Consider the following 12,181-nt stretch of genomic DNA (forward strand, 5'->3'; position numbering starts at 1 on the left):
GAAAAAAATATAAAGTTATATTATAGTATCTAATGTGTTGACTATGTTTGGCGCGTTGACTGTAGTTGAGGAATAAGCACAACGGCCACCCTTGACTAAGGTATTTTTTCATGGCACAGAGTTCAACTCCTCACAAAAAACTTAACCTCTTGCAAGTTTATCGAGGGATTGCGGCTGTATTAGTGGTAATGTTTCACCTCAACGAGATGAGCGCCGAGAGATTAAATCAAGTTACTTTTTTTAATTTATTTCAGGCTGGGTGGAGCGGTGTTGATTACTTTTTTGTATTGAGCGGTTTGATCGTGGTGTATGTTCACCGATCGGCGATCGGTAAAAAGGATTAGTTAAAATCGTTTTTATTTATTCCAGCCCTGCTTGCGGATTTACCCGATATATTGGATAATTACTCAGGCACTTTTGTGTTTTTTTCTCGTAATCCCCGGTTTTGCTAACAATAAAGATTTAGGTTTTAGACAAGTAATTTTGTCGTTGCTCTTGATTCCTCAAAAGGACAAGTCCATTCGGGATGTAGGTTGGACAAAGCTGCCGTCGCACCTGTAAACACTGCACTGGAGGCGATCGAGTCCCTAACTGTAGGACACCCGTATTAGCTCGGTCACGAACTGAGCATTGGCGATTTCTACCTAATTCCGGTCTTCACTTACCTATCGCAGACCCCACAGTACGAAGCAACGATCGCGCAAACTTCAAAGCTGCGGACTTGGTGGAATGAGGTCAGTCAACTTCCCAGTGTGAAGAAAGTCTGTGCTTGACATCTGTGCACTTTATAACTCACGGGTTTACAACCATGTCGCATTTATTTGAGCCTTTAGATCAACGTGGTGTTACATTCCGAAATCGCATTGCAGTTTCTCCCATGTGTCAATATTCCAGCGTTGAGGGATTCGCGAATGATTGGCATCTGGTTCATCTCGTCAGTCGAGCCGTAGGAGGGGCAGGGCTGGTGATGACTGAAGCAGCAGCAGTCGAGCCTGAAGGACGAATTACGCCGCAAGATTTGGGAATCTGGCAAGATGCTCACATTGAAATGCTGGCGCGAATCGTCGAGTTAATTCACCGCAACGGTGCGGTTGCTGGAATTCAACTTGCTCATGCAGGTCGAAAAGGCAGTACAGCGCCTCCGTGGGATGGCGGCGATGTGCTTTCGGAATCTCAAGGAGGATGGACTTCGATCGCCCCTAGCGCCATTCCATTTGCTCCCGATAGCCCCGCCCCGATCGCTCTGAGTATCGAAGACATTCAAAAGTTGACCACATCCTTTGTGAACGCAGCCCAACGCGCCCTCGAAGCCGGATTTGACGTAATCGAGATTCATGCCGCTCACGGCTACCTACTGCATGAATTTATGTCTCCCTTGAGCAATCAACGGACTGATGACTATGGTGGCAGTTTTGAGAATCGCATCCGGTTTTTATGTGAAGTCGTAGAAGCGGTGCGAAATGTTTTGCCCGATCGAACACCGCTTTGGGTTCGCATTTCTGCAACCGATTGGGTTCCAAATGGTTGGGACATTGAACAAAGTATTGTACTCAGCTATAAATTAAAGTCACTGGGCGTTGATTTAATCGATTGCTCATCAGGCGCAATTGTACCGGGTGAAAAGATTCCGACGGGTGCAGGTTATCAAACTACCTTTGCCGATCGCATTCGACGCTCCGCCAACATCGCCACCGGAGCTGTTGGTATGATTACTGCACCCGCGCAGGCTGACCACATCATTCGTACAGGTCAAGCAGATATGGTATTACTTGCTAGAGAAATGCTGCGCGATCCTTATTGGCCGATGCGGGCTGCGAAGCAACTACGTCAATCCGTGCCTGCTCCTATTCAATACGATCGCGCTTGGTAATTAAGCGGATTTGCGATCGATTTTAAGTGAGCCGATTTAATCAATTAACAGGAGTGAATATGTCTGAAATTCAAAACAAGGTTGTCATCATTACAGGAGCAAGTAGCGGTTTAGGTGAAGCCACCGCTCATCGTTTAGCCGCCAGCGGAGCCAAACTCATGCTTGCTGCCCGCCGCGAAGATAGACTCCAGGACTTGGTGGCTGCGATCGAAAAAACAGGTGGCACAGTTGCCTATCGAGTCACGGATGTTGCCGATCGCGCCCAGGTGCAAGCATTGGCGGACGCAACGCTGGAAACCTATGGACGCATTGATGTGCTGGTCAACAATGCGGGTTTAATGCCACTGTCTCCCCTTGACCAGATTAAGGTCGATGAGTGGGATCAAATGATTGATGTCAACATTAAAGGCGTACTTTACGGCATCGCTGCGGTGCTGCCGACTATGCGCCAACAGAAGTCTGGGCACGTAATAAACTTGTCGTCTGTTGCAGGACACAAAGTATTTCCGGCGGGGACAGTTTACTGTGCTACCAAGTATGCCGTGCGAGCGATTTCCGAAGGGGTGCGGCTGGAGTCAAACGGTGAAATTCGTTCTACCAACATTTCACCCGGTGCGGTTGCGACTGAGTTAACCAGTACCATCACTCATGGTGATACGGCATCAGGGGTGAATCAGTTGTATTCAGTCGCCATTGATGCGGATGCGATCGCCCGGGCCATTGCCTATGCGATCGAGCAACCCGGTGATGTGGATGTCAACGAAATGATCATCCGTCCGACTCGTCAGGAGTTGTAAAGTGGGGTCATCGCATGAGAGTCGATCGAGTCTCAATTAAATACGGCTCAACGGCTGAACTGTTCATCGATCGTCTATAACTCGATTCCGTAACGCCGAACCGTAAGTAATCGCAGTGGACTTACCGGGCTTCGGCAAAACTCCGCCGCTTACAAGTGAAGTTTCGATGCGAACGCTAGCGGATGCAATCAGCCGGACAGTGTTCTTTGCCCTGTTTTCAGCGCATCCCTGGCAATTGTCGCCTGAAATGACCCTCGAAGAGATGCGGAGTTTTGTCGCTGCGCCGTGTTTGGATGAATTGCTGCATTAGCTTGCTTACGGAAAACTCAGCAAGGTGCATCGGTGGGTTCGATCGCACATCGCCTCGGAATCACTTGGCACTCCCCATTCGTTTCTCGGACTGCATCGTTGTGTCGATCGCACCCTCGCAGGTCCAACTCAACAATCTAATCAATCGAGCAACCATAATATCGGATAATTGTAAAGCAATTCACCAAGCCAAAAGCATGAGTATTGACCAATTAAACACAGACTACGGCATTGCCGGGAACCTCACCTTCGCCACCGGAAACGGTGGTTTCCCGATGATTCACATCGACAACGGTCAAGCCAAAGCCTTAATTTCTGTGTATTCCGGTCAAGTGCTCTCTTTTCAACCAGCCACCGAAGCCACAGACTTGATGTTCGTCAGCGAAAAAGCCTACTATGCCGAAGGGAAAGCCATCAAAGGCGGTATACCCATCTGTTGGCCCTGGTTTGGCCCAGATCCAGAAGGCTTGGGGCGTCCGAGTCATGGGTTTGTGCGGAATCGCCTCTGGAATGTGCTAGAAACCGCCACAACCCCAGACGGCGCAACCAAAGTCACTCTAGGACTCAAGGATACCGATGAAACTAGAGCAATTTGGCCCCAAGCCTTTGAACTGGCGATCGCAATTACGATCGGCACCAGCCTCACTGTAGAATTAATCACCCGCAATCTAGGCGACAAAGCATTTCCCCTCACCCAAGCTTTGCACACCTATTTCCAAGTCGGCGATATCAACCGCGTGCAGGTTTTAGGCTTAGAAAATAGCCAGTATCTTGATAAAGCTGATGGTGGTGTGGAAAAAACTCAAGTGGGTGCAGTGGTAGTAACAGGTGAAGTCGATCGCATTTATCTTGATGTCACCAATGAATTAGTCATTGACGATAGCGCCCTCAATCGCCGTATTCGCATTAAATCCTCTGGTAGTAAATCCGTCGTAGTGTGGAATCCCTGGGTGACAATTTCTGCAAATATGGCTGACCTTGATGATGCAGATTATCAGCGCTTACTCTGCGTAGAAACGACCAATGCGGCTACAGATATTGTGGAAGTTCCCCCTCATGGTGAGTTCCGCTTGCAGGCAATTTACAGCGTTGAACGCGACTAAGAAATTAGAGCTTAATCTTAGCGGTGATGGGGCCAAAATTCCCAGTAAGCGGTTCAACATTTCAATTGGATATTTTCGGCGTTGCTCAAATCCCACCCACAAGACTGGGATTGTTTGTTTAAATACAACTTAAATGCCGATTAGCTGATTGAATTGAAAAACTCTGTCACCCTAATGACTAATAATACCAAATCCCAAATTTCTCCCCTGTTTATTTCTTAGTCCGCGAAAGACGTTCGGCGAAGCTGAGTCGAACGGGCCGCAGAGGAAAGTTTGTATAATCGGTTTCAACCGCCGACTCCGATCTTTTTACTTACCATCAATTATTATGCAAAACTTCAACTGGACAAAACTTCAAAATGGATCAGACATTCGCGGTATCGCCCTCGAAGGCGTTCCCAATGAAAAAGTCAACCTCACCCCCGAAATTGCGACAATCTTAGGTAAATCCTTTGTCAGTTGGCTGGTACAAAAAGTCAATAAACCAGCGGCAGAATTAACGATCGCGATCGGGCGTGACAGTCGCCTATCAGGGCCAACCTTAATGCAAGCAGTCATGGAGGGAATCACCTCAGTTGGTGCAACCGTGTACGACTTTGAAATGGCCTCAACCCCCGCCATGTTTATGAGTACCATTACCCCTGGTTTTGATTGCGACGGCGCGATTATGCTCACTGCTAGCCATTTGCCATTTAATCGAAATGGCTTAAAGTTTTTCACGGCCAAAGGTGGGTTACAAAAGCAGGATATTACAGATATCTTAACACTAGCCCAAAGCAATTACTTTGAGCCAGCCTCATCGCCCGGTAAGATTACAAAGCATGATTTTATCTCAGTTTATGCTAACCAATTTGTCACAAAAATTAGGGAATCAGTCAATCATCCAGATAATTTTGAGGAACCACTAACAGGATTAAAAATTGTTGTGGATGCGGGCAATGGCGCTGGCGGTTTTTATGTTGATAAAGTCTTAAAACCTTTAGGTGCAGACACCACGGGGAGTCAGTTTTTAGAACCAGATGGTACTTTCCCGAATCATGTGCCAAATCCCGAAGATAAACAGGCAATGCAGTCAATTTGTCAAGCGGTAATTGAACATCAAGCTGATTTTGGGATTATTTTTGATACCGATGTCGATCGCAGTGCGGCCGTCGATCAATTTGGCAAGGAACTCAATCGCAATCGCTTAATTGCCTTGATTTCTGCGATCGTATTAAAAGAACACCCAGGCTCTACCATTGTTACCGATTCTATCACCTCCGATGGCTTGACACAATTCATCGAACAGGATCTAAAAGGGATTCACCATCGCTTTAAACGCGGCTACAAAAATGTGATTGACGAGTCGATTCGCCTCAATGAAGCGGGACAGGAATCATGGCTGGCGATTGAAACCTCTGGACATGGAGCTTTGAAAGAAAATTACTTTCTGGATGATGGCGCTTATTTGGTCAGCAAATTATTGATTGAATTGGCTAAGTCAAAGCTAGCAAATCAATCTTTGCCAGATTTAATTGCGAATTTAAAAGAGCCAGAAGAAAGTTCAGAATTTAGGATTAAACTTGGTGTAGATGATTTCAAGGCTCACGGATCTCGCGTTATTGAGCAACTGCAACAATTTGTCTCAACGCAAGCAGACTGGAAAATAGTTCCCAATAACTACGAAGGTTTGCGAATTTCCTGCACGTCAGCTAGCGAATCCGGCTGGTTTCTGTTACGCTTATCCCTCCACGATCCCGTAATGCCTTTGAATGTTGAGTCGAATGTTAAGGGTGGTGTCGCTCGCATAGTCGCTCGGCTTTTAGCTTTTTTCCAAACCACCGAATCCCTTGATTTTTCGGCACTATCCCTCTAAGTTTTACTCGTGTCAGACTATTAGTAAACCAAACCCAAGGAGGAATTTAATCATGTGGCTTTTAATCATAAAATGTTCTGCTGAAAGCTGGGAGACCCATTCCAAAGCTTTCAAAGCGATCGCTGCCAAATATCCGGCCACGCCTTCCTCTTCCAAAAAGATGAAAGGTGATGGTCAACGGATCATGGAATATCAGCTTGAGAATGTCAACGATGTAGAGGAATTTATGGAAGAATGCTTGACCTTAGATGGCTTCACCGCTACCTTTGAATCCCTATAATTCTAGGTGATAAGATTAGAGTAATTATCAATTTTTATCTCATACCATTCATTTTAGAGGTGAGATTTTAAAATAGGGAATCAATACTATTTGGTCAAAAACCGGCTAGAATAACTAGAGAGTTTGAGGAACGTTTTCGGCAAATAAACGGTCAAGAAAGAATTGATTTAACAGCAGAGGAGTTAAAAATAATTCTGTTGTAGCGCCGTGAACTATAAGTAATACCAATTGTTAAAATTTATGTAATAGTACCTAGGACTGATAAAATATAATCATCCGGTTATAGATGAAGAGTGTTTCTGTTGAAACTTGGGTTCTCCTATATTTGTAATGGAAACTCTAGTGTGAGCGTCTGCCTCAAGCGGGCTTTCCTCCCCGCACTACGGGAATTTTTATTATTCTTATCACCTCAAGTTAAGTATTTATTTAAGTTAGTCTCTCATCTCCAAATCTTTGACCAAGCTTTTTACATAAGGCTGTTTCTCTCGACTTATTGCGGATTGCTATAGTTAGTCTAGATAGTTAAAAATATATCAGCGAGACAAAGATTAAGGACACCTAGTGATGATAAGGACTGTGAGTCGAGGCAACGGCGGGCTAAGTACGGAAATAATTACAGGTCTGATTGTGCGGTGGGGGCAGTTGAAAGCAAACAAGCTAACCGCCAGTTCGATCGGGGGAATTGTTGCTGGCTTTCTGAGTTTTGCCCTGCCCGTGCAAGCTTTGCAGGTAGTGGTGACGCCGACAAATCCCCAACTGGGAGATACGCTGTCCGTAATGATTCAGGTTGACAGTAACGGCGGGGAAACTCCAACAGTTTCTCTACAGCAAAAAAACTACCCCGCGTTTCCGATCGGCAACGGCCGCTTTCGGGCTTTGCTGCCGACGACGCCGCTAGAGAAACCCGGTGCCCGCCTTCTTCAAGTCGCAGGTGACGGACAAGTGCAGAAGTTGAGCGTGCAAGTGCGCGATCGAAATTTTCCTACTCAATCCATCTGGCTACCGCCTGGGAAAGACAGCGAAGGTACAGACGCTGAATTCGATCGCGTAGACGCATTTAAAGCACTCGTGACACCCGAAAAATTTTGGGATGGCAAATTGTTGCGCCCCAACTCCGGCGAAATTACTACTATTTACGGGGTGCGACGTTATTATAATGGGGTATTTGCTCAAGACTACTACCACCGCGGCGTCGATTATGCCGGTGCTTACGGTTCCCCTGTAGTCGCACCAGCAGCAGGTCGGGTGTCTCTAGTGGGACGCGAATCGCAAGGCTTCAAAATCCACGGGAACGTCGTTGGTATCGACCACGGTCAGGGGGTAGCAAGTATTTTGATGCACCTCAGCCGGATTGATGTCAAGGAAGGCGATGTCGTGAAAGCCGGTCAAGTAATTGGTACTCTGGGGTCAACGGGGGCTTCTACAGGCCCTCACCTGCACTGGGGATTGTACGTGCACGGGCAGTCCGTCGATCCTGTACCTTGGCGGCTTCAGGGAGTTGAGTAGGAGTTTTTACAGGTTTTGACGGATTTATCAGTCAATTATGGGGTAAGTTTGTGGCTAGGGTGTGCAGATAACTGTGATGGGTTATCAGTATTGAGTTAGGATTTGTATAAAATTTCTCAACTCAACTCTCAAAACTCGAATCTCAAGACGCTAACAATCGCGTCTTCACAAAACTTTATTGATGATGCCGTTGAGCGGGGACGCATATATGAGTATTGAAAAAATTGTTGAACAGGCTTTGCAGGATGGTTATTTAACGCCGTCTATGGAAGCTGAGGTGGGACGGATCTGCAATACGGCTTCGGAATTGTCGATCGAAGAGTACATGGCTCTCGATCGTCTGATGGGCTCTTTGTTGACTGGCGAAGTTGTGGTTCTGCCACGCAAACAGTTCATCAACGTGATGGAAGAGTTGGTACTCAGCGATGCGATCGCTAGGGTGGCTGAAATTGAGGCGACGAGCGACCTAAGTCTGGATGTGGGAGATATTGCAGCTTATGCTTTAAATAGGCTGCCACCTCTGTACGCTACGACGGAAGAGGGAGCTCACTTTCAAAGGGCTAGGGCTAAAGAGCAACTTCACGATTTGATTTCCAAAGAAGTCAACGCAGCGATCGCCCGCAACTTAGACAGGCCCGACACCCCAAACCCCACAGCTTTGGGCAAGTCTTCGGGAAACGAAGTTCTTTCACAGCTAAGCACTTGGCTGCAAGCTAACGCCACTAATTTTGAGCCGCAGCCTTAGTACCTCCCCAACAGCTCTATTTCAGTTAAGTCGATCCCGCTCAATTCAGAAAGCGGGATTTTTAGTTTCTCAGCAACCAACATCTGAAGGCACAAGGCCGAAGCCAGAATTCAAGAAAAAAATTTAAAATTTAAGAGTTTTTTATTTTTTACCCAAAACAAAAAAACTCCTTCTTCTTCCTTGTTCCTGGCATCCGTTACATTTGTTATAGAATCCGTTGCCGAACTTCCTTGTTCCTGGCATCCGTTACATCCGTTACATCCGTTACATCCGTTGCCGAACTTCCTTCTTCCTTCAAACGATTAATTGCTGCTGTCAGAAGAGTCTGCCGAGGGGCTGGCGGTAACTTTTGTTTCTCGCTTTTCGCGTTTTTTCCGTTCCGCTTGGATGACATCTTGAAGCACTATTCGCGCTTGAGCCATTTTTTCCAAATTGCTGCGGTACAAATCTAAATCTTTGCTAACTTTGTCTTCTGGCAGGTGCAAGGCCGCACTGACTTTGGCGATCGCGTTGTTTCGCGTTTCTTGGTCTTTTACTAAGTTAGGGTCAGCTTTTTCTAATAGGGAGAACAAACCGATCGCGAACAAGCGACTGTACTTAAATTGAGGGTTGCTGGCGATCGCCCCTAAAGACGCTTGCAAATCCGCTGTATCTTCAAAGCTAGTCGAGCGATCGAGCCACGAGAGCAACTCTTGCCCGGAAAGTCTATCCGCCAAGCTTTCCAATCGCTGAGCGTCTTGCTTGTAGCGCTCTGGATCGTCTTCTAGGGACTTGCACAAAGCGTTAAAAATCGAAACTCTGTCGGCTTCTGGGGCGTACCCAAGCATGAATCTATCAAAAGCTGTCACTACACCCAAAGCATAAATCGGGTCGTATTGAAAATCGGCATTTGCCGAAAGCAAGTGCATTTCTACCATCAACTCTTCCACCACTCGACGGTAAATTGAGTTGATCGGTCGAGTGTGAATCGTATAGAAACTTCGCTTAGTATCTGAAACAGTACGGTTATTGTTCACCTGAGTCTTATAGATAAATAATTTTGCCGTAGCGGGCGTGCCAGCGCGGCGTGAGTAAAGTCGGGGAGTCAATTCTGCGATCGGGCTGACAAAGATTGCCAGTTTTTTAAGCGTTGCCGCCGGATTGCGAGACAAAATTTTCTCAAAAAGATTTTACGCGCGATCGGCAGCAACAATTAATATGTCGCAATAGGAGGGAAAAACCCCAGTATCTTTACAATCATAGCTTAGCTGGGATCGCTCATAAATCTAATCTTCTGACTTGCCCAGCCTCGATATGGCCTTACATATCACAATAACTTTTTTTTGTCAACCCTAATTGTGAAAAATCAAACAAACATGACAATTTCTCCTGAATTAATAGCTTTAGCCCAGTACATGGCGGGCGAATTTGACAACCGGGAACAAGCGCTAGCAGACCCGGCTTGGTACGTCCACCTTCGTTTGTGGCAAAGACCCCTGCCGGTTCGGTTATTTTCCGAACCCAGCATTGCCCTGTTTGCCGAACAAGCCAACATTCTGGAATTAGACAAGCCATACCGCCCCCGCATCGTGCAACTGAGGCACTCACAGATAGCGCCGGGACTTATCGAAGCTCAGTATTATATGTTCAACGACATTACAGCCGTCAAAGGAGCCGGTTGCAACCCCGACTTGCTTAGAAAGCTAACCAAGGAGCAAATCCAACTCCTCCCCGGCTGCACCCTGTCGGTTGCAGTGGAAAATTTAGCCTCAAACAGCTATCGCTTTCGCGCATCTTTGCCGGAGGGCACTCGCTGCGGCTTTGCCTACGGGGGGCAAAATTACCAAGTAGACTTGGGATTTGAAGCCGCAGGCGAGGAATTTTTCAGCTACGACAAAGGAATAAGCCCCACGACAGGCAAGGCTATCTGGGGAGCTTTAATGGGCCCTTTTAGATTTGTCAAGCGTCAGGATTTTGCTGCTGAGATATGCGTTTGAAGCAAGAAGCAACAAGAAACAAGAAAGAAAGATTTAGCTATCTAGGATAGAAGGCAAGACTTTACCTTGACCTATTCTTCTACTTTTTCTTCTACTTTAGTGTTTTGGTTAACCTCTCAACCTCTCAAGAAAGGAAGAAAGCATAAGGAAGCTGGCAAGAATTTACCTGCTTCCTGTTCTTGTGCAGGGTTCCGGCGCATTTTGTGAACCTCAAGCTTAAATTGCGCTTACACCGCAACCGATGCAAGCGGGAGTGGTCAACTTGCGCGCGGCACCCCCTCTAGAGCTTCTTCTTCCGTTTCAAAGATTTCAAACACAGAATCCATCATGGTGACTTCAAACACCAGTTTGGCTTCGGGATGAACATTGCAAATGCGAAAACTTCCCTTAACTTTATCCGCATCCCGCATACCTGCTACAAGTGAGGTCAGGCCAGAGCTATCGATAAAGTTAACCTGACCAAGATTCACTACAACATGGCGGCTAAGTTTGGAAATACACTCTTGCAACTTGAGGCGGAATTGCCAAGCTGTAGTGATGTCCAACCGTCCTGTCGGTGCTAAGACGATAACTGTTGTACCGTCTTGAAGCGTGTGGGTTTTTTGATCAATATGAATCACTGACCCTTCCCTCAAATTTATTATCTATCGCGGTGGTTACTGTCCCAGTAGTTTAACTCAGGTCGGTGACTGCTGAGGCATCCAATTCGCCCAATCTTGCGGTTTTAAGAACTTCGAGTAGAGTTCGGCTTCGGGAGAGTTGGGTTCTGGCTCGTAACAGTATTCCCAGCGTACCAAAGGTGGCAGGGACATGAGAATCGATTCGGTGCGTCCGTTGGTCTGCAAACCAAAGGTCGTGCCTCGATCGTACACCAAGTTAAATTCAACGTAACGGCCACGGCGGTAAAGTTGGAAATTACGCTCGCGCTCGCCGTATTCTTTCGATCGGTGCTTTTCAATAATAGGGGTGTAAGCCGGCAAAAATGCCCGGCCGCAATCCTGTACGAAGGCGAACAGCGACTCCCAAGTTCTAGGTTCCGGCACCCCGATGTTGTTGCTGCACTCAGCGGCTTTGCCTTTGACATGATGGTCGCGGTAAAGCGCGCCTTGAGCGCTTTGGTAGTCAAAAAACAGGCCGCCCACGCCGCGGGTTTCTTGGCGGTGAGGCAGGTAGAAATATTCGTCGCACCAGAGTTTAAATGTCGGATAATATCCGGGATGGTGGCGATCGCAAACTGCTTTCAGAGTTTTGTGAAAATGAGCTGCATCCTCAGCCAACGGGTAATAAGGAGTCAAATCCACACCGCCGCCAAACCACCAAATCGGGCCGGCCTCAAAATAGCGATAATTCAGGTGAACCGTAGGCAAGTACGGATTGCGGGGGTGCAGCACCATCGAAGTGCCCGTTGCATAGAAATCGTGACCAGCAGCTTCTGGGTGCTTTGCCAGAATCAAAGCCGGCAAACTTTCGCCCCATACTTGGGAAAAATTGACACCCCCTTGTTCAAACACATTGCCTTCGCGCATGACGCGAGAACGTCCGCCGCCGCCTTCGGAGCGTTCCCAAGAGTCCTCCTTAAATTTGCCCAGGCCATCGAGCTGTTCGAGGGATTGACAAATTTCGTCTTGTAGGCTTTTCATAAATTGGCTGACTCTAGCTCTAGAGTCAGCGGGCGGCAAAAACGGGGAAGTGGCGGTTTTAAGTGTTGTAGAAACAGTCATAAAATTTTCTGTTTTCAGA

Annotated in this window: 13 protein-coding genes; 10 read left to right on the plus strand and 3 right to left on the minus strand. The window is 47.0% G+C overall.

Features of this window, described 5'->3' with window-relative positions; all coding sequences use genetic code 11:
* Positions 1-110 precede the first annotated feature (110 nt).
* The 9 genes from NDI35_RS01445 (at position 111) to NDI35_RS01485 (ending at position 8,465) form a co-directional block, all read left to right on the plus strand.
* On the plus strand, positions 111-344 hold the full coding sequence (locus tag NDI35_RS01445; RefSeq protein ID WP_445311177.1) for an acyltransferase family protein: 234 nt from the start codon (positions 111-113) through the stop codon (positions 342-344).
* A 464-nt stretch (positions 345-808) separates the two neighbouring features.
* A complete protein-coding gene (locus NDI35_RS01450; protein ID WP_445311178.1) occupies positions 809-1,870 on the plus strand; it encodes an NADH:flavin oxidoreductase/NADH oxidase in 1,062 nt (353 codons plus the stop codon).
* Positions 1,871-1,929: 59 nt separating this feature from the next.
* Positions 1,930-2,667, plus strand: coding sequence for an SDR family oxidoreductase (locus tag NDI35_RS01455; protein ID WP_445311179.1), 738 nt, complete (start codon positions 1,930-1,932; stop codon positions 2,665-2,667).
* Positions 2,668-2,782: 115 nt separating this feature from the next.
* Positions 2,783-2,977: a hypothetical protein gene (locus tag NDI35_RS01460; protein WP_445311180.1), complete on the plus strand. Its 195-nt coding sequence runs from the start codon at positions 2,783-2,785 to the stop codon at positions 2,975-2,977.
* 196 nt (positions 2,978-3,173) lie between these two features.
* On the plus strand, positions 3,174-4,079 hold the full coding sequence (locus tag NDI35_RS01465) for a D-hexose-6-phosphate mutarotase (RefSeq protein WP_445311181.1): 906 nt from the start codon (positions 3,174-3,176) through the stop codon (positions 4,077-4,079).
* A 328-nt stretch (positions 4,080-4,407) separates the two neighbouring features.
* Entirely contained in the window at positions 4,408-5,934 is a 1,527-nt protein-coding gene (locus NDI35_RS01470; protein ID WP_445311182.1) for a phosphomannomutase/phosphoglucomutase, read from the plus strand.
* Positions 5,935-5,986: 52 nt separating this feature from the next.
* Positions 5,987-6,214 (plus strand): hypothetical protein, encoded by a 228-nt coding sequence (locus NDI35_RS01475; protein WP_190658651.1) that lies wholly within the window; start codon positions 5,987-5,989, stop codon positions 6,212-6,214.
* Between the two features lie 564 nt (positions 6,215-6,778).
* Positions 6,779-7,720: a M23 family metallopeptidase gene (locus NDI35_RS01480; RefSeq protein WP_445311183.1), complete on the plus strand. Its 942-nt coding sequence runs from the start codon at positions 6,779-6,781 to the stop codon at positions 7,718-7,720.
* A gap of 208 nt (positions 7,721-7,928) precedes the next feature.
* Complete coding sequence (locus NDI35_RS01485) at positions 7,929-8,465, plus strand: late competence development ComFB family protein (protein WP_006631395.1); 537 nt, start codon at positions 7,929-7,931, stop codon at positions 8,463-8,465.
* 302 nt (positions 8,466-8,767) lie between these two features.
* Here NDI35_RS01485 and psb29 read toward each other — a convergent pair whose 3' ends face one another.
* Complete coding sequence (gene psb29 / locus NDI35_RS01490; protein WP_445311227.1) at positions 8,768-9,481, minus strand: photosystem II biogenesis protein Psp29; 714 nt, start codon at positions 9,479-9,481, stop codon at positions 8,768-8,770.
* 339 nt (positions 9,482-9,820) lie between these two features.
* Here psb29 and NDI35_RS01495 point away from each other — a divergent pair, with 339 nt between their 5' ends.
* Complete coding sequence (locus tag NDI35_RS01495; RefSeq protein WP_445311184.1) at positions 9,821-10,441, plus strand: chromophore lyase CpcT/CpeT; 621 nt, start codon at positions 9,821-9,823, stop codon at positions 10,439-10,441.
* Between the two features lie 257 nt (positions 10,442-10,698).
* On the opposite strand, the gene NDI35_RS01500 is transcribed toward NDI35_RS01495, so the two are convergent.
* On the minus strand, positions 10,699-11,061 hold the full coding sequence (locus NDI35_RS01500; protein WP_006631392.1) for an STAS domain-containing protein: 363 nt from the start codon (positions 11,059-11,061) through the stop codon (positions 10,699-10,701).
* Between the two features lie 57 nt (positions 11,062-11,118).
* A complete protein-coding gene (gene hemF / locus NDI35_RS01505; RefSeq protein WP_445311185.1) occupies positions 11,119-12,162 on the minus strand; it encodes an oxygen-dependent coproporphyrinogen oxidase in 1,044 nt (347 codons plus the stop codon).
* Positions 12,163-12,181: the final 19 nt, after the last annotated feature.

The sequence above is a fragment of the Microcoleus vaginatus FACHB-2002 genome (assembly GCF_040004035.1).
Lineage (GTDB): Bacteria > Cyanobacteriota > Cyanobacteriia > Cyanobacteriales > Microcoleaceae > Microcoleus > Microcoleus vaginatus_C.

Excerpts from the sequence above, each read along its gene's own strand:
- NDI35_RS01475 (WP_190658651.1), top strand. The coding sequence starts at position 5,987 with ATGTGGCTTTTAATCATAAAATGTTCTGCTGAAAGCTGGGAGACCCAT.
- NDI35_RS01465 (WP_445311181.1), top strand. The coding sequence starts at position 3,174 with ATGAGTATTGACCAATTAAACACAGACTACGGCATTGCCGGGAACCTC.
- NDI35_RS01450 (WP_445311178.1), top strand. The coding sequence starts at position 809 with ATGTCGCATTTATTTGAGCCTTTAGATCAACGTGGTGTTACATTCCGA.
- NDI35_RS01480 (WP_445311183.1), top strand. The coding sequence starts at position 6,779 with ATGATAAGGACTGTGAGTCGAGGCAACGGCGGGCTAAGTACGGAAATA.
- NDI35_RS01445 (WP_445311177.1), top strand. The coding sequence starts at position 111 with ATGGCACAGAGTTCAACTCCTCACAAAAAACTTAACCTCTTGCAAGTT.
- NDI35_RS01455 (WP_445311179.1), top strand. The coding sequence starts at position 1,930 with ATGTCTGAAATTCAAAACAAGGTTGTCATCATTACAGGAGCAAGTAGC.
- hemF (WP_445311185.1), bottom strand. The coding sequence starts at position 12,162 with ATGACTGTTTCTACAACACTTAAAACCGCCACTTCCCCGTTTTTGCCG.
- NDI35_RS01485 (WP_006631395.1), top strand. The coding sequence starts at position 7,929 with ATGAGTATTGAAAAAATTGTTGAACAGGCTTTGCAGGATGGTTATTTA.
- NDI35_RS01470 (WP_445311182.1), top strand. The coding sequence starts at position 4,408 with ATGCAAAACTTCAACTGGACAAAACTTCAAAATGGATCAGACATTCGC.
- NDI35_RS01495 (WP_445311184.1), top strand. The coding sequence starts at position 9,821 with ATGACAATTTCTCCTGAATTAATAGCTTTAGCCCAGTACATGGCGGGC.